This window comes from Croceibacter atlanticus HTCC2559, from assembly GCF_000196315.1.
Lineage (GTDB): Bacteria > Bacteroidota > Bacteroidia > Flavobacteriales > Flavobacteriaceae > Croceibacter > Croceibacter atlanticus.
Window position 1 is genome coordinate 2,497,953 of record NC_014230.1, and the last position, 23,105, is coordinate 2,521,057.

Annotated in this window: 18 protein-coding genes; 7 read left to right on the plus strand and 11 right to left on the minus strand. The window is 31.9% G+C overall.

Annotation, left to right across the window (positions count from 1 at the left end; genetic code table 11):
* Window positions 1–17: 17 nt before the first annotated feature.
* From CA2559_RS11330 to CA2559_RS11385, 11 genes are all read right to left on the minus strand, one after another.
* Window positions 18–1,292 (minus strand): MFS transporter, encoded by a 1,275-nt coding sequence (locus CA2559_RS11330; protein ID WP_013188034.1) that lies wholly within the window; start codon window positions 1,290–1,292, stop codon window positions 18–20.
* 125 nt (window positions 1,293–1,417) lie between these two features.
* Entirely contained in the window at window positions 1,418–2,119 is a 702-nt protein-coding gene (locus CA2559_RS11335; RefSeq protein WP_013188035.1) for a FadR/GntR family transcriptional regulator, read from the minus strand.
* Window positions 2,120–2,252: 133 nt separating this feature from the next.
* Window positions 2,253–3,158 (minus strand): polysaccharide lyase family 7 protein, encoded by a 906-nt coding sequence (locus CA2559_RS11340; protein WP_013188036.1) that lies wholly within the window; start codon window positions 3,156–3,158, stop codon window positions 2,253–2,255.
* Between the two features lie 22 nt (window positions 3,159–3,180).
* Window positions 3,181–4,155 (minus strand): PKD domain-containing protein, encoded by a 975-nt coding sequence (locus tag CA2559_RS11345; protein ID WP_041241009.1) that lies wholly within the window; start codon window positions 4,153–4,155, stop codon window positions 3,181–3,183.
* Between the two features lie 27 nt (window positions 4,156–4,182).
* Window positions 4,183–5,613, minus strand: a complete 1,431-nt coding sequence (locus tag CA2559_RS11350; RefSeq protein WP_013188038.1) for a RagB/SusD family nutrient uptake outer membrane protein — start codon at window positions 5,611–5,613, stop codon at window positions 4,183–4,185.
* Window positions 5,614–5,641: 28 nt separating this feature from the next.
* Window positions 5,642–8,698 carry a SusC/RagA family TonB-linked outer membrane protein gene (locus CA2559_RS11355; protein ID WP_013188039.1) on the minus strand — a complete coding sequence of 1,019 codons (3,057 nt, stop codon included), beginning with the start codon at window positions 8,696–8,698 and terminating at the stop codon, window positions 5,642–5,644.
* 305 nt (window positions 8,699–9,003) lie between these two features.
* Window positions 9,004–9,363 carry a cupin domain-containing protein gene (locus CA2559_RS11360; RefSeq protein ID WP_041241010.1) on the minus strand — a complete coding sequence of 120 codons (360 nt, stop codon included), beginning with the start codon at window positions 9,361–9,363 and terminating at the stop codon, window positions 9,004–9,006.
* A 1-nt stretch (window position 9,364) separates the two neighbouring features.
* A complete protein-coding gene (locus tag CA2559_RS11365) occupies window positions 9,365–11,644 on the minus strand; it encodes an alginate lyase family protein (RefSeq protein ID WP_013188041.1) in 2,280 nt (759 codons plus the stop codon).
* A complete protein-coding gene (locus CA2559_RS11370) occupies window positions 11,644–12,690 on the minus strand; it encodes a polysaccharide lyase family 7 protein (protein ID WP_013188042.1) in 1,047 nt (348 codons plus the stop codon). Before CA2559_RS11370 ends, CA2559_RS11365 begins: the two co-directional genes overlap by 1 nt.
* Window positions 12,691–12,711: 21 nt before the next feature.
* Complete coding sequence (locus CA2559_RS11375; RefSeq protein WP_013188043.1) at window positions 12,712–15,027, minus strand: chondroitinase-B domain-containing protein; 2,316 nt, start codon at window positions 15,025–15,027, stop codon at window positions 12,712–12,714.
* A 257-nt stretch (window positions 15,028–15,284) separates the two neighbouring features.
* On the minus strand, window positions 15,285–16,217 hold the full coding sequence (locus tag CA2559_RS11385; protein WP_013188045.1) for a polysaccharide lyase family 7 protein: 933 nt from the start codon (window positions 16,215–16,217) through the stop codon (window positions 15,285–15,287).
* Window positions 16,218–16,637: 420 nt separating this feature from the next.
* Between CA2559_RS11385 and CA2559_RS11390 the strand changes: the two genes are divergently transcribed.
* The 7 genes from CA2559_RS11390 (at window position 16,638) to CA2559_RS11420 (ending at window position 23,087) form a co-directional block, all read left to right on the plus strand.
* Window positions 16,638–17,051, plus strand: coding sequence for a response regulator (locus CA2559_RS11390; protein WP_013188046.1), 414 nt, complete (start codon window positions 16,638–16,640; stop codon window positions 17,049–17,051).
* A complete protein-coding gene (locus CA2559_RS11395; protein ID WP_013188047.1) occupies window positions 17,048–17,587 on the plus strand; it encodes a heme NO-binding domain-containing protein in 540 nt (179 codons plus the stop codon). The genes CA2559_RS11390 and CA2559_RS11395 overlap by 4 nt, the downstream gene beginning before the upstream one ends.
* Window positions 17,587–20,445 (plus strand): PAS domain-containing sensor histidine kinase, encoded by a 2,859-nt coding sequence (locus CA2559_RS11400; RefSeq protein WP_013188048.1) that lies wholly within the window; start codon window positions 17,587–17,589, stop codon window positions 20,443–20,445. The genes CA2559_RS11395 and CA2559_RS11400 overlap by 1 nt, the downstream gene beginning before the upstream one ends.
* Window positions 20,446–20,447: 2 nt before the next feature.
* Window positions 20,448–20,768, plus strand: a complete 321-nt coding sequence (locus tag CA2559_RS11405) for a hypothetical protein (RefSeq protein ID WP_013188049.1) — start codon at window positions 20,448–20,450, stop codon at window positions 20,766–20,768.
* Between the two features lie 9 nt (window positions 20,769–20,777).
* Complete coding sequence (locus tag CA2559_RS11410; protein WP_013188050.1) at window positions 20,778–21,491, plus strand: LytR/AlgR family response regulator transcription factor; 714 nt, start codon at window positions 20,778–20,780, stop codon at window positions 21,489–21,491.
* Window positions 21,492–21,619: 128 nt separating this feature from the next.
* Window positions 21,620–22,321, plus strand: coding sequence for a LytR/AlgR family response regulator transcription factor (locus CA2559_RS11415; protein ID WP_013188051.1), 702 nt, complete (start codon window positions 21,620–21,622; stop codon window positions 22,319–22,321).
* A gap of 133 nt (window positions 22,322–22,454) precedes the next feature.
* Window positions 22,455–23,087 (plus strand): hypothetical protein, encoded by a 633-nt coding sequence (locus CA2559_RS11420; RefSeq protein WP_013188052.1) that lies wholly within the window; start codon window positions 22,455–22,457, stop codon window positions 23,085–23,087.
* The last annotated feature ends 18 nt before the right edge of the window (window positions 23,088–23,105 follow it).

Genomic DNA, 23,105 nt, shown 5'->3' on the forward strand with positions numbered 1-23,105 from the left:
TTTCTATTTTATAAAATTTATTTTCTAACTGGTTTTATTTCTTTAATTAATATAAAAATTGATAATGCAGCACATAGCGCGCAAATAGCAATAGTTATAAATGCTGAAGTATAAGACTCCACTGTCATTTTTGGTATGAGCCAGTTCATTATAATTACTGAAACCGCTCCTACACTTCCTGCTAATCCTGCTAATGTTCCTACAGATGGTCCTCTAAATAAATCACTTGATATTGTCTGGATATTACCAATTGCAAATTGAAACCCAAAGAGTACAATTCCTACTATATAGATAAATGACATTGGCGTGTTTTCATCTAAGAAGAATATTATTCCTAATAACCCTAAAATGATCAAGCTACAACCTATTGTAATTGTAATTTTTCGTGAAGCATCGACAGATTTAGTGTTCATTAATTTACCTGAAAACCAGCCTCCTAAAAGACTTCCTGCCATTCCTCCTATATAAGATATCCAAATTGTAGATCCTATTTCTGCAATGCTAAATCCATATTCAGAATTAAGGTATAATGGCATCCAACCTACAAATAGCCACCAAATAGGTTCAATAAAGAAACGAGAACCTAATACGCCCCAAGACTCTTTGTGACTTAATAATTTTATAAGGCTAAGTCCTTTAATTTTTTTGCCACTTTCATCTGTTTCTTTGTCTATACGGCTATGCATTATTGCATTACGTTCTTTTTCTGTTATCCAAGGATGTGCTTCTGGTTTTGCTCTATTAATAAATAACCAAGGTATTACCCATAGCATACCTGCCGCACCAATTATGATATATGTAGATCTCCAACCAAATTGAACATATAAATATGCTATTAAAACTGGCGCTATAACACTTCCTAAAGATGCTCCGGCATTAAATATACCTTGCGCTATTGCCCGTTGATTAACTGGAAACCACTCTCCATTACTTTTTACAGCTCCAGGCCAATTACCTGCTTCACCTAAACCTAATAGACCTCTAAATAAAGATAAGGATAACAAGCCTCTTGAAAATGCATGAAAAACAGAGGCTAAAGACCAAACCACAATTGACACTGTAAAGCCTAAGCGCGTTCCTATGATATCATATAATTTTCCTGATAAAAACTTTCCTGCTGCATAAGTAATCATGAATACATTTAGCATCACTGCATAATCTGACTCATCCATTCCTAGGTCTTTACCCATTTGTGGCCACATAATACCAAAAGCGGTTCTATCTATATAGTTTATTACTGTCGCTAAACATATTAAACCTATAACCCACCATCTTAATCCTTTTACTTTCATAATAATATTGTCAAAAAAATTTCTTGTTGGCTCCGAAAATTACTTCGTCCAATTGTCTTGTTTTTACTAAAGTCTTGCTTAATTTATAAAACTTAAATACCTATTTTTCAGGCTATTAAATTATGTTATATGTTATAACAATATTGGTACAATTCTTTAAAATGTTCTTTCATTTTCATTTTAGCTAATTGAGGATCTTGTGCAACAATTGCATCATATACAGCTTGGTGTTCTTTTATACCTATCTTTTTATCTACATCATTACATACATGATGTTTTTCGAAATTTGTTATGATTTCTGGGGTGATAATTAGCATAAATGTATTCATAGTGCTATTGCCACATGCTTTGGCTATGGCTAAATGAAATAACAGGTCTTCCTGAACAGCATCTTCTCCATTAATTACTTTTAATGAATAAGCCTGAAGTGCATCATGCATCATTTTTAAATCTTCTTCTGTACGTCTTATTGCAGCTAAACGCACAGTTTTTAATTCTAAAAGAATACGAGTTTCAACAAGAGATTTAAAATCTGGCTCCTCAAGGTTTAGAATATCTTCAATCATACCATTCATAGCTGTAACCCCTATATTTGCTACAAAAGTTCCACTTTGAGGTTTAGAGTTTAGAATGCCATAAAACTCAAGTTTTTGAATTGCCTCACGAATTTGGCCTCTTGAAACACCTAGTTTTTCTGCTAGCATACGTTCTGAAGGTAACTTATCTCCTGGCTCAAGATTCTTAAAATTTATAAGTTCTTTTATTTGAGAAATAATTTCATTCTGTATGTTTAAACTGTCGCTTTTAGTTATAATTTCTAAGTTCATAAGCCAAGTGAATTTATAATTGTCTTCAATTTATTTAAAAATGATGATAAGTAGTAATAATTCTTATTTTATTAAATTACTAAAAATCTCATAGTTCATTTTAAATTTCAAGAATTTAAAATTAGATCTAACATCAATGTTTTACCTCTAAGTCGTAAAACCTAACTTTTGCAAACGCTCCTTTATCTCTACTTTGAAAATAATTTCCTGCTTTAAAATAGTTTTCAAATACACCCCATTTTTGCATATGTATACTATCATACACTTTGTACTCTGTTCCATTTAAGCTTACAACCATCTTTCCATCAGACACTTCTACTTCTAACGTGAATTTTCTGAAACCAGGTTCGTATTTAAAGTTGAAACCTTTGTCGTCTCCCCAAGCTTCTTCGTGTAAAATTTCATCTCCAGAAGCAGATATATTATTAAGCTCTTTTGTTTTTACTCTAATTTTACCGTCCTGCCAATATATTTTAAGCATTGGCGGTGCGTTATTGTCTTTCTGTCCAATGCGGTCACGTTGCTCGTTGGTTAACCTTCCATGTATCTGCATAATAATTATCTTATGATACTTACCGTCAGTTTGTTTAGATACATCTTCTACCTGTAAAGTTCCTTTTAATTTACCACCTTCAGCAAAAGTCCAGTTTACATTATTATTTCCGGGCTCCATTTGCTCACGTAACTCAGATCTTGAGTATTTTGTGTTAGCCGTAGTAGACTCGCTAGGATATGCGTAAAACATTAAAGCGCCTTTAACTGAATCATTATACATATATGGTAACAACTCTTTATTGGTAGCATAATTAAAAATTTCTGGTGGCTCTACTTCTAAAGGTTTACCGTTATTTCCTGCTGGAATAGTAACTTTCCAATGACTCAAATCTATTTTAGGTAGCTTATATTTTTTCTTTTTCTTTCGTTTCTTCTTTTTAGATTCTACATTATGTTTTACTGTATGTTCATTAGACTGGCTATAAGCAGTTAAGCCAGACGAAAAAACAAAGACAATAATTAAAAACTTAAGTGTAAAACGCATATAATTTGGGTTTCGATAGTTATTACTCGTTTGCAGAAATTGTTACAGAGTCTACTCTTATTTCCTCATCACCACTTGTATACCCATAACTACCTACGCTACTGTCTCCACCTATTCCTCTAATAAATAATGCTACACTAGCATTTGCTCCAGAATTAAATGTAAATGTTTGTGTTAAATAATCATCATTACCAGGATTGCTAATGGTTTCAATAATTAAATTGTTTGAAGCCTCTTCTACCTGTGCAACTGTTGTGTAACCATAACCTGAATTAGGGTATTCTGGTGCAGTTGCATAATATGTAGGCGTATAACCATCTACATATCCAGATCCTGCTAAAATTCTTAATTCAAGCATACTTCCTGGAAAAGGCGTTGTAGGATCTATATCTTTAAAAGAGCTTACTACTTGTATTGTATAATCTGAATTTGGAACAACTTCAAACTCTTGATAAACGTGATCTGGTTCGTTATTATCAAATTTTACCACATTATCTGAGCCACCATTACCAGAGCTAGATTCACCTTGTTCTCCTATATCATCATTATCCCAACCTGAACATGAACAATCACTACCTCCAAGTTTTTCAATTTTATCGAAATCTGCATTTTTTAACACAGGATCTGGTACTGCTTGTGGTTCTGGTTCTACAACATTAATATCCATAGAAAATGTACTTGAAACATCTAAAGCATCTGTTGCTGTTAAGATTACTGTATATGTACCTTCTGCAGGATAAATGTTTTCTGGATCTCTTTCTGTAGAAGTATTACCATCACCAAAATCCCAGAAATAATCTGTTGAACTGTTAGATAGGTTTGAAAATAAAAATCTTTGAAAATTTGCAGGATCTTCTGATGCTGTAAAGTTTGCACTTGGTGGTGTTTCATCTGCAAAAGATCCAGCTTCTGGTAAATCATATTCTTTTTCACAAGATACTGCTATGCTCACAGTAACCATAATCAACATGATCTTAAATATATGTGTGTATTTCATAGTTTTAAATTTAATGTTATAATAGAGTTAGTATCCTGGATTTTGTTCTAATAAACCCTGACTTAAATTAATTTCATATTGTGGTAATGGTAATAGTAAATCTGTTGCAGAAAAACTGTGACCATTAGCAGCCGAAAATTGAGATAATATATCTTGAGCCATATTGAATCTCTTTAAATCATGTAGTCTATGATTTTCAAAAGCTAGCTCTACACGACGCTCCAACAACAAGTCTTCCTTTGTTATTTCTGCTACAGGATCTGTTAATCCAGCACGATTTCTTACTGTTTGAAATGATGTAATTGCGTTAGACGATGTTGTTTGTTGGTTGTTTCCTAATATAGCCTCTACGTGCATTAAAAGGACATCTGCATATCTTAATACAATAAGATCGTTTCCTGCAGATCTTGGGTCTGAGCTTGTAGGCTCTATACCTAAAGACTCATCTCCATTTGGTAAGTATTTTATAACTTGAGTTTGTGTAATCTGTGCAGGGTCTACGCGCTTTGAGTATTCTGTTCTTGAACCTCCAAATTCATTTAAAGCTGCAATTGCTTCATCTGTAACATAATTTACACCGCTTGTTCTCCCTACACCATTTAACATTTCTGCTGAAAAATTTTGACTGTTAAAAGAGTCATCAGATAAATAACCTACAGCAAAAATGGTTTCTGAATTTGATTCATTAAAAAACACATCTTTAAAATTTGGCTCTAACTCGTATTGCATACTGCCTATAATTTCTTCAAGCAATACTTGAGCTTCTCCATAATTTGAACCCATTGTAAGGTAAACCTTAGCTAATAAACCTTTAGCTGCAGATTGTGATGCTCTGTTAAGACCATAATTTGATAGTGAATTTATAGCAGTCTGAAAATCACTTACAATTAAATCATAAATCAAGCTTGTTTCTACTCGAGTAAATTGGCTTTCTGTATCTGTAATTTCAATAGGATTATCTACTAAAGGAACTGGTCCGTAAGACCTTACAAGGTTAAAATATGCTAAAGCTCTTAAAAATTTAGCTTCACCCTCAATTCTAGATTGGTTTACTGTTGCCAGCTCTAAATTTTCTAAAACTAAATTTGCACGATAAATAACATCATACATACTTCTGTAATAGTCGAACACAAAACCGTTTGTAGGTACTACAGAGAAATTGTCAAATTGAGCAGCTTCTCCTTCTCCACTTTTAGTACGTGTATTATCACTTAACATTTCTGTTACATAAAATTGTATTTGCATACCGTGGTTAGAGTTGTTGTTTCCTTCCTGTAATGAATTTACACCTTGTAGTGCATCATAAACAGAGGTTAATACAAGTTCTAACTGTTCTTCATTTTCTGGAAAATTAGCTCCAGAAATTGCTGCTGTTGGTGCAGGTTCTAAAAAATCCTTTTCACAAGAAACTATTGTCAAGGTAATGAAGAGAACCAAAAATATCTTTAATGTTTTCATAGTCGTATAGTTAAATTTGTTCATCTTTTTAAAATTCTACGTTAAGTCCTAAAGAAATAGTCCTAGCTACTGGAGAGCCACCTCTTTGGTAACCTTCATTTAAAACACCTTCATCTCTAATTGCTTCTGGGTTCCAACCTGTGTAGCCATCTGCAGTTGCAAAGAATAAGTTTTGAGCTGTAGCATAAACTCTTGTTTTTCTTACTCCTAGTTTTTCAACGATGCTAGTGTCTAAGGTGTAACCTAAACTCACCGTACGTAATGCCACATAAGATGCATCTTGAATAATAGCGTCTGTAAAAATTTTCTCTCTAATAAATCCTTGATCTGGAGTAGTGTTTTGGTTAAAATCTTGTGAGCTATTAAAGTGGTTAAAGATGTATTGGTCTGTCATATTTCTTACTTGACCACCATAACTTCCTTGGAAAGTAAAACTGAAATCTATATTCTTATATCTAAAGTCATTTGCTATACTCCAAATTAATTCTGGATAAGGATCTCCAATTATAGTTTTATCATCATCATCTATAACACCATCGCCGTTTAAATCTTTTACATAAACATCTTGTGCTTGTGCACCTACAAGTCTATAAGGATCTACAATAAATTCTTCTGGAATTTCACGATCTACAACAAACCCATAAAACGAAGAAATTGGTTGTCCTTGAAGGTTAATCCACTCTGCTGCTCTTTTATCATCTACATTAGAGATAAGACCACTTGCACCTCCAAAATCAACCAGTTCGTTTTTATTAGTAGAACCTAATAAGGTTGTTGTCCACTTAAAGTCTTGGTTAGTAATATTTATTGTTCTTAACTCAAGCTCAACACCTCTATTTTCAACAGCACCTCTGTTTACAAGTGCATCTCTAAACCCTGTTATTGTTGAAATAGGAACATTTAATAATAATTGATCACTTTTTTTATTGTAAACATCTAATGCTCCAGAAATTCGGTTGTTATAAAATCCGAAATCTATTGCTGCATTTACTTCACGTACGCGCTCCCACTTTAAATCTGGATTAGCAATATTGATAGGTGCAAAACCATTGTTTATGGCTGTACCATTTACAGCAGTTTCTGAACCATAAAGTTGTAGTGAAGGATAGCTTTCTATTATAATATTATTTACATCTAAATCTTTATTTCCTGTAAACCCGTAACTACCTCTAAGTTTTAAGGTACTTAAGAAGTCACTATCTAATAAGAAATCTTCTTTAGCTATATTCCATCCAACAGAAGCTGCTGGGAAAAATCCATATTTATTATTTGCTCCAAATACAGAACTACCATCTGCTCTTAAACTAACAGACGCCAAATACTTGTTTTCAAAAGACCAGTTTACACGACCAAAATAGGATAGTAATCGCTCCTCTATTTCGTAAGATTCTTTAGCTGAAATAATTGGTGCTGCACTAAGCGTTTGTAATAAATCGTTTGTAAACCCTATACCTGTTGCAGACTCATAAGTTGTATCAAACGTTTCTGCAGATGTTCCTAATACAACATTAATATCATGACTTCCAAATGACTTATCATATGTAAGTAGAGCTTCTGTAAGTATGTGTGTTCTGTTTCTTGAAGAAATTTCTAAAGAAGCATCTGAGGCTCCATTTCTACTAGCCAATACACCTTCATAACGCCTTTGTCTTCTATCTTGATAATCTCCACCTAAAGAAAGACGAAAATCTAATCCTTCAGCTAGTTTATATTGACCATAAAACTTTCCATAGATTCTGAAATTTTCTTCTGTTCTATGACGCTCCTGAACTTTTGCAAGTGGATTTGTATTACTTGTACTACTTAAGTCTACTAGCTCACTACCATCTCCAAATAAATCAAAATTATCAAAGTGACGTTCTTGAGCATAATCTCCAATTTGTACATCTGGAAAAGTATTAAAATCTACAAATTGAATAGAGTTTGCATCATGATACGTTGGTAACCAAGGCTGCTGTCTTAAAATATCATGTACAGAACCATCAAAACGTCTTCTATTTGTTACAGATGGAGAAAGATTTGCACCAAATTTAAAGTTGTCATTTACTTCTGTATCTACCTTAAACTTGAAGTTATATTTTTTATAATCATCTGTTACTAAAACACCTTCATCGTGTAAATAACTAAGTGATGTATTAAATTTTGTTCTTTTACTTCCGCCACGAGCACTTAAAAAATGACTTTCTATCTTACCACCATCAAATACTCTATCTTGCCAAGATTCATCTACTCCTAACAACTCTCTGTATTGAGATCTTAAAGACAACTCACCAGTTGAAGCAAGCTCTCTTGCATGGTGATCTGCTACACTTAAATCATAATCTTCACTTTTTATGGCTTCTTTAAAACCTGTAAAAGTGTTATACGTAAATTGTGTTTTACCTTCTTTACCTTCTTTGGTTGTAATAATAACAACACCACCAACAGCTCTAGAACCATATATGGCTGCAGAAGATGCATCTTTTAAAACCTCAACAGAGGCAATATCATTAACATCTATACTGGTAAGAAAGCTGCTTTCTAAAACAACGCCATCTACCACAAGTAAAGGGCCATTACGACCTGCAATTGATCCTACACCTCTAATTGTTATTGTAGATTCTGAACCAGCTTCACTCTCGGTTGCTTGAACATTTAAACCTGCTACTTGTCCTACAAGAGCCTCATTAGCAGTACCTACTGCAATTTGATCTAAATCTTCATTTTTTACTTTCCCTATGGCACCAGTAATTTTTTCTCTGGATTGTGTACCATATCCTATTACTACAATCTCATCTAATTTACTAGCATCTTCAACCAGACCTACATTTATAGTTTGCTGATTATCTACTATTACGGTTTGTGTTACAAATCCTACGTAAGAAAATTGGAGGACATCTCCTTTTTTTACAGTAATACTGTAATTACCATCAAAGTCTGTGGTTGCTCCATTTGAGGTTCCTACTACAAGAACATTAACTCCTGGAAAGGGAATGTTGTCATTAGCTGTTACAACTGTTCCTGTAACTTTATAATTGTCTTGTGCAAAAACAAAGCTGTGAAAACACAGTGCAACAATTACAACTAAACTGAATTTAAGTTTCATCATTCGTTCTAAAGATTTTTCATTAGTATGCTGTTAAACAATTCATTTAAATCATAATTCTAAATAATGAAACAGTATTTGTATCTTTACAAAAATTATGATAGTAAGGCTATTATAATCGACATACCTTGAGTATGTCATCCAAAAAAGGACAGGCTGCAACCTGTCTTTTTTTATATCCCAAAAACTGGTTTACCAATTTGGTTAACCAAATATATATAAATATTTCAATTCAGCAACCTTTTATTAATAAAATCTTAAAATCAAATCGAAATATTTATATATACTGTTAAATAATTGGTCTTTTATTCCATAAAGTCTTCACGAATTGGGCTAAATACATCTATTAGCACACCACTTTCTTTACAGATTGCACCGTGCATATCGTGAGGTGGAATATAGAACGAGTCTCCTCCTTTTAATAATTCTGTTTTTCCATCTATCGTAACTTCAAAAGCACCACTTTCTACGTAAGTTACTTGAGAATGATAGTGTTCATGCATCTGGCCAATACCGCCTTCATCAAAATGAACTTTTACAAGCATAATCTTATCATCATATCCCATTATCTTTCGCTTTACACCTTCGCCTACAGTTTCCCATTCCAGTGCATTACCGTTAATGAACTTTTTACTTGATCCAAAAGTTTTCTTTGTGTTTTCCATGTTATTTAATTGTATTAAAATAGTACGGACCATTCCAAGAAATGTCTGTACCATCTAGGTTTAGTTTATGTTCTTTTTGTTTTGAAGCATCTTGGTTTGCTAGTATAAATACATATGTTTTGGCTTCTATCTTAAAACTTACAGCTGTATATTCTTTAGTTTCTAATATAGTTTTGAGATCTTTTAAGGTAGAATATGCATTGTCTGCTTTTTCTGTAACGGGATTATATGTTCCGTGAGATTCAATTATTGAAGCAAACGTGGTATTTTTTGCTTGTCGCCTAATTATCAATGATGGATCTCTTCTTAAATTAAATTCTGGATCGTTAGCACCCATACGAGTTAAAACATATTTATCTTCTGTATTTGCTGCTGAAGTAATACTGTAAAATCGGTTATTATCTAACCAGGTAAACTGCATTACGCCTTGATCTGCATTTCCTTCTCCTTCAACCCACATATGCTGATAACCGTTTTTAGATCCTAAAGGATGTAATGTTTTGGGAGTCGTTATATCAAAATTTGTATTAACTACTTGTCCGAAATAATGAAATGGCAAATCGTATTTATTTCTTTCTGATGATGTAACTCTAAATAGATCAAGTATAAATGGGTTTGAAGAAATTGAATCTTTAAACATGACTAAGGTTCTATGAAATTGCGAATTTTCATAAACCGAATTAATCTTTGCGCTCACTATTTGAAAGCCTGGTTCAGACACATTAAACACATATAATTCTGGATGATTTTCGCTACCTAATTTAAAGTTTCCATTAAAATGAGAGGTTTCATTTTGTGTGATTGTATTGTGTGCAATGGTTTGTTTTGCCCAAGTGTTATTTTCTATAAGATATCCTCCTCCATTTTTTTGCTCAACATTTACAAAGCGAGATAAGCCATAATCTTGTAATACCTCATCTCCATTTTCATACAATGAAAACGACAGTTTATCATAATGACCGTGACTTAAGCCTTGTGCAGCATATTTGTAAACTAATGCCAAAGAGTGATCGTTATAATTGTGCCTTAATATACTAATGCCACCTTCATCTCCATTACTGCCATCTCTTAAGTTAATTGACTCTTTTAAAAACGGTGCTGTCTTGCCAGCATGTATAGCTTCTGCAACTGCAAAACCAGTTTCATCTAATTGTACGGCATTTTGCTTTTTGGCTACAGATAGCAATTGCTGGTTTTTGTTGCCATAGAAGTAAGCAATATCTACAGCAGATACTAAAGAAGATGTATATATAGACATTCCCTTTTGACCATCATTAAGAGGAAAAAATTCGCCATCTGCATCTGTAAGATTTAAAAGGGCATTTACCGCCTTAATTAATAAGCCATCTTTGTATTCAAAAATCTTTAACTCTGGTTTTTTGTTATGAAGGGCTTGTGCAAAAATCATAAACGGATACATTGCATAGCGTTGGTAATAAGGACCTTCTGTATAGTAACCATCTGGAGAAAATGGTGAATCTAAATTTGCTAAAAAACCTGCTTTTTGCCCTTCTGTTTTTATAAAACCGCCGTCATTATCTTTGGCATTGGGATCTATATTATCTGTTTTTAATCCATATAATGCACGGTTCACTAAGTCATCATCATCCATTACCAAACCAATCATACCAACTGCTACACTTCCCCAAGTACTATGATTGTGAATACGATTAAAATATTGTGGATTTTCAATAGAAATGAAGTCTGCATATGGTTTAAAAAGATTCTTATTTAAATAAGTAACATCTTCAGATGGTAACCAGCTGTAAATACAATCATAAGCCTGACTTGTATAAACCAACCAATTACTGTCGTTTAAGCATTGCCAAAAAAACTTACCTCGAGCATAAGAACGCTCAACAGGATGTTTTTTAAATGTGGGAAATATCTTAGCATACGCCATTAACATATCCTTTATATAAACTGCATACTTTTCTTCTCCAGTGATTTGAAATAAAACACCAGCTTTCTGCATTGTTGCATAATTTATCTTGTGCTGTGTATGAGTAAAGCCGCCAGCCATATCTTTTGGCAATGGCACATTTATACCATTTGCCATCTCTGCATCCACCTCAACTTTTGTAACCTCTAACGTTTGTTTGAATAACGGTGCGTTTTCTAAATTGCTTTTAATTCTATTAACACCATCTTTTGTAAGAATTAGATTTGGGTGCTCTAAATGTGTTTGATCTTTATCTTGAGATTTGGCAGGTGTATTTTGATTACACGAAGAAAAAATTATAATACATAAAAAGTAAACGTAAAATGGTTTCATTTGCATTAATCTTTTAGGTGATTTGGTAATGTCCCTTCGCCTAAAGTTTGTTCTTTAAACCATACTTCAGTAAAACTGCCATTGTTATATTGTTTTGTAATGTCTCCGTTAAAAGTTTTAGATCCTGTATTCCAGACTAAGTTTTCCTCAGGGTTTTTGCCATTAGTTTGGTTATATGCACCTTGTTTAAAAAACTGCATTTCTCCTGTATAAGCCTCTTCTCTCTCTAGACCATCACGACCAATACTTGCATATAAAGTTTTAATTTGTTGTGGTAATTCTTTTGTGAAATCTGACGCTATTAAACTCTTAGTAAATGTTTTAGTGATGTGCCCTTCACTTTTAAAGGTTAGATACATAATACCTTTATGCACGTTTACTTCATAACTAAACTCTTCTCCTAAACGAATACCGTCTTTTGGTTCTTCAGGAGTTGTGTTTAATGTTGTACTTACATTACCCATATTATAACCCCAAACAGTTTCAGAAAAATCCCAACGTTTGCTATTATTGCCTTCTGTATTAATTTCATAATTCCAGAACACTGCGCCTTTCTCATGACCTGGATATTTTTTATAAAATATTTTTAGAGGCTCATTCTCGTGACCATCATCACTATGTATTTGCCCAACAACAACAGAGAAAGATGCTGCAACTCTAGGATCTCCACTAGTTGAAACGTGCTTAACCTTTAAAGTTCCTCTTAGCTTTCCTCCTTCTTCTGGAGTCCAACGTTTTTTCTCGCCTAACTCTGTTCTTGTATTATGAGACGTTTTTGAAGTTATACCAGAATTAGGGGTTTTGTAGACAACCCAATTTGTATTTTCTTCTTCTTCAACATAAAAAAAGTCGTCTTGACTAAAATTATTTAAGGAGTCTGAAAATGTTCCATTACCTAATAAAATGCTCCATTTATCTATTGATGAAATAACATCACTAGGATTAGTTACCAAAGTATCATTTTGCTTACTTAATGAAGGTGTTGTTTCAGGTTTGTTTTTACATCCTACCATTACAAGTAAAACAGTTAATATGACAAGTGTATATTTCATGAAGGTTTACATTATGATGTTTTAGTACATTAATTTTAATTTCAAATTCTGAACTGTTTTAATCTCTCCAGAATTTGAAATAGTATTATTAACAGGGCGCTGCCCTTTTTCACCCCAAAGTACTGCAATTGTATTTACAGGATTGTTCTTAAATGTATTGTCTGACAAGGTGAGGTTAACAATTCCTCTGTTTTTAATTAAGATGTTGTCTGGCTCTTTTGTTCCAGAATTCGAAACTGTATTGTTAGCGAAAGTTAAATGACCGCCTATAGTAGACTCATCATAACCACCGCGATAGTAATCTAAAATTGTAGCCTCTATATTTTGAAAATCTGAATTTTCAATAATGACAAAGGCACTATTATAATCTCCTTTATCATTAGTTTCTTTATTTAATTGAAATCCTTTTTCGACATTTGAAATCTTAGAGTTTTTTACTGAAACTGTATCTGCAAATGAGCCTTTAGACACTTCTAACACAGATTTAAAATTACTTATCTCAACATTATCCAACCACAAACTGTAGGCTTGAGACATGTTGTTATTTAAAGTTGTAAATGTGTTTTGAATAGTTGTTCCCTTCAAAATAACATTTCTTAACCTTAAGTAGCCCTTAGGTTGCATTCTGAATGCTGTAGCTTTTGATGAAAAGTTAAGCGTAGCAGGCTGTAATTTGTCTTTTGTAGTGATTACAACGTCTTTATTTATTTTTAATTCATCTGAAATCTCGTAAGCTTTTGAAGCCAGTAATAACGTATCTCCAGAATTTGCCTTGACTAATTGGTCTCGTAATTCTTTAGAGGTATTAATCGTAATTGATTTGCCTATTGTTTTTTCACCATCGGCATCAAACCAGTTTGCCCCATATTCCTTTTTATTAAATAAAAAAGTTTCCTCTTTTACATTACCAACTATTGCACCAACAACAGTTGAGTTTTCATCTCGAGAATTTCCAAAAAGATCTTTGTCTATGGTCTCAAAATCAAATCCGTTAAAGATATTCCTATCTGTTTCTGTTGGGACATAAAGAAAGTTCCCTTTTTTTACAACGCTTACTTTAGATTGTAAAAACCCTTCTGGCAACTTCACCTTTTGGTTTTCAATTGCCACTACGTTATTTTTAAAGTTTACACCATCTATAGTGTCATAAGCTTTAATTAAATCTGATGTTGATACTTTGTACATAAAGTTATTGGCAACAGTTGTACGTAATGGCCTGGCAGATCTAATTTCAGATTTTGGAAGCACTGCGCTTTGACTTACGTTAGAACCAACACTAAAATGAAATGGTGTTTCTGTTTTTATAAATGTATTGTGTGCAATTACCGCATCTGTAACTTGATTATATCTATTTAGTGGAGATTTTGGAATACCATTCATTACTGCTAAAGGTGCTCTAAAAGTTTCTCCTTTTAATTTGTAGAAATAATTGTTTGTAATCCAATGCCCTGTATTAATTACACGTATTCCTCCAATAAATGGAGAATTGTCATTACCAATAAAGATATTTCGGTTTATGGTAGCATAGTTTCCGTGACGTAAAACCAAAGACCCTTCACTCTCAAAAAAGACATTATTCTCAAATACATTATTGTTTGATTTGCTTGAAATAATTTCAACTTCACCATTACAACGTTCAAATAAATTGTTTGCTACGTTAGTGTGAGAAGGCGTCATAGATGTACCACTATCTCCTATTTGCATAGTTTCTCCGTGTGGTCCTCCTTTGCGTGGTCTAGGACCAAAATGATTATTTACAATTTGATGGTAATTTTTAATATGTTGATTGCCTTTAAGCATTACCATTACTGTTGGACCAAAATTAGACTTCCCAGAAATATAGTTGTTAGAAACTGAATTATGGCGTCCCCAAAGTTCTATCCAATGGTCTGTATCATCCCTATCTGGTTGGGTAAATTCTACAATAGCATTATTTATAAATTTACAATGGTTGGCTATTTTTTCATCATTAATTTTAAATCTAATTAAGGTCTTGGTTGGTGTATGCCCATTCTTAAAATATAGATCTCTAACCTCTAAATAACTTCCACCAAGATTTATAAAAGATTCTCCTTCAATACTAACCTTACCAGCTGTCTCTGCCCTTAATATTATAGGTTTCTGCTCTGTACCTTCGCCATAAAAATCTATTTGTACATTGTTCCAAACTCCATTCTTAAGAACTATTTCATCTCCAGCAACACAATCTTTAATTGCTTGAGTTAGCTCTTTAGTATTGGTCACTAAAACTGAAGTTGTGTTAGCTGTGTCTTTACATCCTCCAATAACAATACATAGAAGAATTAAGCTGAAATGGATTTTGAAATTTTTAAACATATATTTTGTAATGTATTTAATGATTAAAAAAAGTCTTTCAATTTCTCAAAAGACTTTTTAAGGCTAATTGTAATAGTATTTAATAGCAATATTTTTTATAACTAACTGTTTATCTGAAAATTCTCTTCTTGTTAATTCTAATTTTGACAAAATTTCAACCTTAAAAATTTTAGCTAAAGAGTCTTTATATACTAGTAGGTTCAAAGTTTCTGAGAACAAAGCAATTACACTGTTCATGATATATTTTATTAATACCATTAATGTGAAATGTTTAGGTTATAATATTTCACATATGAAAAAGCTTCTTGATCTGTAGTTGTAAGATAATTTCCAGCTTTAAAATAGTTTTCGAAAGGCCATTTTTCTAAACTGATGTCTTGATAAATTAGAGGTTCCTCATTATTAAGCTGTAATTCTAAATATGCATTACTCGCTGTAATTTTAAAATTAAAAGCATCATAGCCTACATAACCCATATTATCTTTAATATCTACCCAAGTATCACTAGAAGTGTTTAATAGGTCATCTCCAGATGTATTCTCATCTACTAAAAATTTTTTGTGAGACCATATATAACCGTCTTTCCAATATATTTTAAGCAATGGCGGACCATTGTTGGAGCTAAAATTGTGAAGCTCCATATCTTCAATAGAAAGTATACCGTGAATTTGCATTACAATAACATTATGAAACTGATTGCTGTTACTTGTGGTATGTGCTGAAACTTCATCTATTTTTAAGCGTCCTTCCATAACACCACCATCCTGCAAACTCCAATTAATCCTAGAGTTTCCTGTGTTTATAAGTTCACGTAACTCTGTTCTTGAGTAATTACTATTGGCAGTTGAAGAAGCTGGAAATGTATAAAATACCAATGAGCTGTCAGACTCATCATCATACATATATGGTTGTATAGGAAGTAAGTTTTGATAACCTAGGTTTATTAATTCCTGTGGCTGATATTCATCTGGCTTTCCATTGTTATCCTCATCAACAGGTAAAGTAAGCTTCCAATTAGAGAAATTTACATTTGCATAATTTGTAGCACCATCATTTTGAGTATTATTAGGAATATCAGGCTGTGACTGTACGTTATCTTCTGAAGATTTAGAACAAGACATTAAAATCATTAACAATAAAATAGCGAACAAACCCTCTATTTTACGTGATTGTAATCCTATAAGACTCATATAAAAATTATTGGTTTACCAGTTTGGTTTACCAAATATATCCATATAGATCTAATTGACAAGGAATTTGTAATTTTTTTTTTATAAATGGAAATTATAGAATTGTTATTTTAAGATTTATAATGTGTTAATCTTAAAATAAATTTGAAATCATAATATATACGTATAGTGATTTATTAAGATTGTTAAACACATAAATATTTAACTTTATAATTTCAATTAAGGGTATTACTTATAATCACTGGTAGTATTGTTTATTGTGTTACATAAAATCATAGAGCAATAAAAAATAATCAATACCAATCGTCGACACTTTATGTTTATTCACCTATGAGAAAATAAGAGTTAAACGAAATAATAGGTGTATTTTGCAATATTGATGCATTTTTACATTAACTCCATTTAATAAATTTACTTTAAATGATACAAGAGCTATCAATTCTATTTATCGAAGATGACATTGTAGAAACAATGAAAATGAATAGAACTATAAATAAGTTAGAGGTTCCATATAAAATTCAAGAAGCAAAGAATGGCGAGCAAGCTTTAGACATTTTAAATAAAGGAGGTGAACTTCCAGACTTAATATTATTAGACTTAAATATGCCAAAAATTAATGGTTTAGAATTCTTGAGAATTTTAAAAGATGATGAAAGGCTAAAGTATATTCCTACTATAGTTTTAACCACTTCTAATAATAGAAAAGATGTTCTGGAATGCTATAGGATTGGTATTGCTGGTTATATACTTAAGCCTTTAAAATATGAGGATTATGTTTCTAAGATTCATAAAGTTCTTGCCTATTGGAGTATTAACGAATTAATTAAACCATGAAAGGCATAGTTTTTACAGAGTTTTTAGAATTAGTTGAACAAAAGTTTGGACTAGAAGTTGTTGATGAGATTATAGAAAAATCTGACTTAGAATCAAATGGTGCATATACCTCAATAGGGACATACAAATTCTCTGAAATGTTACAGTTACTTAGCCATTTAAGCACAAAAACTAGTATTAGTATAGATGAGTTATTGTTAGTTTATGCAGAGCATTTTTTTGGGGTTTTGGTTAAAAGTTATCCCGTTTTAATTAAATCGTATTCAGATCCTATAAACATGTTGGCTTCAATTGAGTCTCATATACATATCGAGGTTTTAAAGATTTATCCTGATGCAGAGTTGCCAACTTTTGAAGTTATCAGTAAATCTAAAAACTCGCTAATTTTAATTTACAAGTCCAGCAGAGCCATGTATTACTTTGGTCTTGGGTTAATGAACAAAACCTTTGACTACTTTAACTCTAGCGCAGAAATAGTGATTGAAAAGCTTAAGGAAGACGGTACTGAAGTTAAGTTTATAATAACTAAAAATTAATGAGCGATCAAAAAATTAAAATATTAGAACGCGCTCTTAATAGAGAGAAAAAAGCTAGAAAAGAAGCTGAAAAGATTTTAGAAGACAAAGCTAATGAGCTTTATGTTACTACAAACAAACTAAAAGAAACTAATAATACTTTAGAAAGCTTAATAGCAAAAAAAGACCTAGAACTTAAAGGTGTTTTTAAGAACATTGTCGATGCGTATTGTGTTATGGATATGTATGGAAATGTCTTAGAAATGAATAATGCTACATTTAAGCTCTTAGCATGTGAAGATAAAAATGAAGATATAAACTTATCTCAATTTGTATATCCAGAAGACACATTACTTGTACTAAATGCGTTTAAAAAGCTAAAAAGCAATGGTAATTTTAAAGATTTAAAAGTTAGAATAATTTCTAAAGACAAGGCTCTTAAACACCTACACATAAACGCCAGTTTAATTGTAAATGATAACGAAAAACCCATTGCTATACAAGGTGTAGCAAGAGATGTTACTACAGAATATAATATTCAAAAAAACCTGATTGAGTCTGAAAATAGACTTAAAGCATTAATTGTAAACTTAGATAGCGGTATACTTTTAGAAGATGAAGATTGCAATATTGTATTTACAAATAATAAATTTTGTGCATTATTTTCAATTAAAGATTCTCCAGAACAATTAAAAGGCCAACACTGCTCTATAAGAATGCAAATTTCAAAAGATTTATTTGAAGAGCCAGATACTTTTATGTCTAGAATGCAGTCTATTGTCCTAAACAGACAAAAAGTAATTGGTGAAGAATTAAAAATGTGTGATGGTAAGATCTTAGAGCGTGATTATGTACCAATATTTCAGAATGATATTTACAAAGGACATCTTTGGACCTATAAGGATGTTACTTTAAAACGTAATTACAGCAAAAACATTGAGGCAGAAAGACATAAGTACAGTAGCATTATAGCTAATATGAACTTAGGACTTGTAGAGGCAAATGTTACTAATGAAATTGTAATGGTTAACCAAAGTTTTGCTCAAATTAGCGGATACTCTGAGCAGGAACTATTAGGTATGAATGCAATTGAAGTTCTTATACCAAAAGAAGATCAAGAAAATATTGTAAAACTTGCTCATGATACAAGAGCTGGTAAGTTTAACTCGAGAGAAATACAAATAAAAGATAAAAAGGGGAAGCATAAATCAATAATAACCAGTTCGGCTCCTAATTATGATGAGAATGGCGTTGTAATAGGCTCTATAGGTGTTATTCTAGATATTACTGAACAAGCTAAGACAAAGCAGTTGTTATTAGAACAAAAGAAACAGCTAGATCTTATAATTCAAAATTCACCAGTAGGAATCGCATTGTACAAAAAGTTAGATGAAGGTGTGCTAATGGTTAACGAGTATTTATCTAATATGCTTGGCTTTACTAAAGAAGAAATTTTAAATAGCTACAAAAAAGATCCAACGCATCCAGATGACCTAGAAGAGTCTAATATAAAACGTGCTGATCTAGAAAAAGGTAAGATAGATAATTACTCTATTGAGAAACGCTACCTTAAAAAAGATGGATCTGTACTTTGGGCCAGGACAAACGTAAATGCTATAAGAGACAACTTAAATAATATTAAGTATCAAGTTGCAATTGTTGAAGATATTACTGCACAACGCGAAAAAACCTTATTATTGGAAACACTAAATAATGTTGCTAAGTCTATTTTAGGTAAGGTTAATATAAATGAAATTGCTTTAGCAATTTCAAAAAACATTACTAAATATCTAGGCTCAACCGACTGTGCAATATATTTAGTTAATGAAAATGAAAATGGTATTAGCAAAATTGCTGCGTTTGAAAGTGAGCTAAAAGAAAGTGCATTAACTAATAACAAAGATAAATTAGTAAATGATGGAGCCTTAATTGGTCAAGTTGCTGCATCAGGAAAGCCTATAATAGTTGAGAATAATGCAGAGCACACAATTAATACAACATTTGAAAACTCTAGACTAATTGTACCAATAATTAATGATGGAAATGTAATTGGTATAATAGATTCTGTTCATACAGACCAAAATTATTTCACTAATGATCACTTATCAACGCTACAAAATGTTGCCCGCTTAGTTTCTCTACAACTTAAAAATGCTATAAACCGTTTAGCTAGAGATAAGGCAGAAGCAAATAATATAAAGTTGCTTAAAAAACTTGAATTAAGTAACAATGAGCTTCAAGAATACGCACACGTTGTTTCTCACGATTTAAAATCACCTTTACGTAGTATTTCTGCTTTAGTATCTTGGATAAAGGAAGACAACAAGAAAAATCTTGACGATAACAGTTTAACAAACATTCACTTAATTGAGTCTACTCTTGAAAAAATGGAGTTATTAATTTCAGATGTACTTAACTATTCCAGTATAGATTCAGATGCTGCAGTAAGTGAGCAAATAGATTTAAATCAGTTAATATTAGAGTTACAGGAAATTTTATATATACCAGAACATATAGACATTAAAACATTAAACCAACTGCCTATAATTACTGGAGATAAAACAAGACTTAGACAATTGTTTCAGAATCTTTTGTCCAACGCCATTAAATTTATAGATAAAGAAAAAGGACTTATAAAGATAGATGTGTTAGAAAAAACCTCCCATTATCAATTCTCTGTGTCTGATAATGGTGTTGGTATAGAAAAGAAATATCACGACAAGATTTTTGAGATGTTTCACTCTCTAAACAATAGCAAAGAATCAACTGGAATCGGACTTACAATTGTTAAAAAAATAGTTGATTTATACCAAGGTGATGTTTGGTTAGAAAGTAACCCAGGAAAAGGAACCACCTTTCATTTTACACTAAAAAAATAGTAATGAGTGAAACTCCAAATTTATCTTATATAGAAGCTTTATCTGATGGTGATGATGCGTTTAAACATAAGATTCTTAATATCATTAAGAACGAATATATATTAGAAAGAGAGATATATACTAAAAATCTACTTTCAAAAGATCATATTGCAACAGCAGATAATGTTCATAAACTTAAACATAAAATAAGTATTTTAGGACTTGAGAAAAGCTATGAGCTTGCTCATGAATATGAACATCAACTAAGAGAAGGAAAGTTTAATCTTAAAGATAAATTTGAGTTTACCCTTAGCACAATAGCCAATTTTTTAAAAACTATATAATTACTTTCTATGACAAGCATAATTATCGATGATGAGAAAACAGCAAGAGAAATACTGGTCCAGCTATGTACTAAAATAGAAGGGCTTGATGTTATAGATGAATTCTCTAATGCTATGGATGCTATTAAGTTTCTTAATAAAAATGAGATAGACCTTATCTTTTTAGATATACATATGCCAGATTTTACAGGTTTCGATTTTATCCAGACACTAAGAAAACACCCTAAAATTATTTTAACAACATCTGATAAAAACTTTGCTATAGAAGCTTTTGAATATGATTGTATTGTAGACTATTTAGTTAAACCACTTAATCTTGAGAGGTTTAAAAAAGCTATTAATAAAGCTGAAATGTTTAATCTAGACATTGAACAACCAGAAGTAACGTCTTCACAAACCAATCAAGCGCAAGACAAAGAGCTTTTTGTTAATATAGATAGACGCCTAATTAAAATTGATATTTCCAGCATTAAATTAATTCAAGCAAAAGGTGATTATATACTTATAAAGACAGACACTAAGAATTTTACCGTTCACTCTACACTAAAAAAGATTGTAAACAAACTTCCTGAAACTCAATTTTTAAAAGTACATCGTTCATACGTTATTAATACTAGCAAAATTATTGACATAGAAGACAACAGTGTCCTTATTGACAAAGATGTTATACCTGTAAGCCGTTCTAACAGACCAGAATTAATGCGCAGGCTAAATTTGCTATAACATATAGGGAGTTAATACCTATCGAAGAAAAATAAAAGTAATTCAATAGTATACTTTCGTAACTCAACGAAAATTTATAATCACCTTTATACAAGAGTCTTAATTTAGTTTAATTAAAAAATTAAATTATGACTTGTATAATTATAGACGACGACAAGACAGCGATTGATGTACTTACAAAACACTGCTCTAAAATTGAAAACCTTTACGTTAAAAGAACGTTTTTAAACCCAAAATTAGCACTCAAATTCCTGAACAATAACAAGGTAGATTTTATCTTTTTAGACCTACACATGCCAAAGATAAATGGCTATAGTTTTATTAATTTAATAGCGACGCCACAAAAGGTTATTATTACCACTATAGATCGTGACTCTGCTTATAGAGCATTTGAATATAACTGCATTGTAGATTATATTGAAAAGCCTTACACATTAGAAAGAGTATTGCAATCCTTAAGAAAAATTGAGAAATCTATAAGCCTTTCAAAAGTTGGAAACACTATCCATGACACCCATAAAGACCTTTATGTAGAGCTTAATAAAAAGTTTGTGAAAATACCTGTTGCAGGCATTCAATTTATTAAGAGGCATTTAAATGGAATTGAAATTTATACAACTAGACGTTCGTACTTTATAAAATCCTCCCTAAATAAGGTTATGCAGAAATTATCACCTTCTATGTTTATTAGAACACATCAATCTTATATTATTAATTTAACTAAGATTACCAATATTAAAAATGGGATGGTATTAATTAACCAAAATAAGATTCCAGTAAGTCGATCATATAAAAATCATTTAACGAGTAGGATTAATATTTTTAAATAGCTTAATTCTCTTAAAGACTTTAAATCGCTCTTTCATCCACACATTACGTTTACTCATCGAAATTTCCAGATTAACACGAGCCGCTTAAAATACATTTGTATCATATTAATCTTAACAATTTAAATATTTTATTATGAAAAAAATTAACCTCTTAACAATGGCATTATTAGCACTAGGTGCACAAAATGCAATCGCTCAAGCAGACAATGATGACACAAATGTGGATCAACACGAACTACAAGTACAAGTACAAGAAGTAGCCCTGCTAGATATTTGGGATGCCAGTTTAGCCACACCAGCCGATGTAGGCGTAATTGCATTCGATATGGCAGATGCCACAACAGTAGGTGCAAATGCAGAAGCTGGTCTTTATGATTTTACTGCATTAGAGTACACAGATTTATGGTTAAACTATACCAGTGTCGTTTCTGCGGCTGAGCCTACCAGAAATATTTCTGTACGTTTTAATGGTGGTTCTTTTCCAGGTGGTGTACAACTAGTAATTACACCAGAAGAATCTAACGTAGAAAATGCAGACAATGGCACACCAGGCACTATAGATTCTGCCAATCCTATTAAACTTGGTGCTAATGATATTGTTACTGGTACGGCACAAAATATAGTGACTCAAATTGAAAGTGTGTACACAGGAGACGAAGCCTTTGGAGTAAAACTAAAATATACTCTAGAACAATTTGGAAGTTTTAGTAACTACATTGCTGGATCTTACTCTACGCAAGTTGTATACACACTCTCAGACATCTAAAACTCCATCTTAAGCCCC

Bases quoted from the DNA above. Each gene is read 5' to 3' on its own strand.
- CA2559_RS11330 (WP_013188034.1), bottom strand. From the start codon at position 1,292: ATGAAAGTAAAAGGATTAAGATGGTGGGTTATAGGTTTAATATGTTTA.
- CA2559_RS11335 (WP_013188035.1), bottom strand. From the start codon at position 2,119: ATGAACTTAGAAATTATAACTAAAAGCGACAGTTTAAACATACAGAAT.
- CA2559_RS11340 (WP_013188036.1), bottom strand. From the start codon at position 3,158: ATGCGTTTTACACTTAAGTTTTTAATTATTGTCTTTGTTTTTTCGTCT.
- CA2559_RS11345 (WP_041241009.1), bottom strand. From the start codon at position 4,155: ATGAAATACACACATATATTTAAGATCATGTTGATTATGGTTACTGTG.
- CA2559_RS11350 (WP_013188038.1), bottom strand. From the start codon at position 5,613: ATGAAAACATTAAAGATATTTTTGGTTCTCTTCATTACCTTGACAATA.
- CA2559_RS11355 (WP_013188039.1), bottom strand. From the start codon at position 8,698: ATGAAACTTAAATTCAGTTTAGTTGTAATTGTTGCACTGTGTTTTCAC.
- CA2559_RS11360 (WP_041241010.1), bottom strand. From the start codon at position 9,363: ATGGAAAACACAAAGAAAACTTTTGGATCAAGTAAAAAGTTCATTAAC.
- CA2559_RS11365 (WP_013188041.1), bottom strand. From the start codon at position 11,644: ATGCAAATGAAACCATTTTACGTTTACTTTTTATGTATTATAATTTTT.
- CA2559_RS11370 (WP_013188042.1), bottom strand. From the start codon at position 12,690: ATGAAATATACACTTGTCATATTAACTGTTTTACTTGTAATGGTAGGA.
- CA2559_RS11375 (WP_013188043.1), bottom strand. From the start codon at position 15,027: ATGTTTAAAAATTTCAAAATCCATTTCAGCTTAATTCTTCTATGTATT.
- CA2559_RS11385 (WP_013188045.1), bottom strand. From the start codon at position 16,217: ATGAGTCTTATAGGATTACAATCACGTAAAATAGAGGGTTTGTTCGCT.
- CA2559_RS11390 (WP_013188046.1), top strand. From the start codon at position 16,638: ATGATACAAGAGCTATCAATTCTATTTATCGAAGATGACATTGTAGAA.
- CA2559_RS11395 (WP_013188047.1), top strand. From the start codon at position 17,048: ATGAAAGGCATAGTTTTTACAGAGTTTTTAGAATTAGTTGAACAAAAG.
- CA2559_RS11400 (WP_013188048.1), top strand. From the start codon at position 17,587: ATGAGCGATCAAAAAATTAAAATATTAGAACGCGCTCTTAATAGAGAG.
- CA2559_RS11405 (WP_013188049.1), top strand. From the start codon at position 20,448: ATGAGTGAAACTCCAAATTTATCTTATATAGAAGCTTTATCTGATGGT.
- CA2559_RS11410 (WP_013188050.1), top strand. From the start codon at position 20,778: ATGACAAGCATAATTATCGATGATGAGAAAACAGCAAGAGAAATACTG.
- CA2559_RS11415 (WP_013188051.1), top strand. From the start codon at position 21,620: ATGACTTGTATAATTATAGACGACGACAAGACAGCGATTGATGTACTT.
- CA2559_RS11420 (WP_013188052.1), top strand. From the start codon at position 22,455: ATGAAAAAAATTAACCTCTTAACAATGGCATTATTAGCACTAGGTGCA.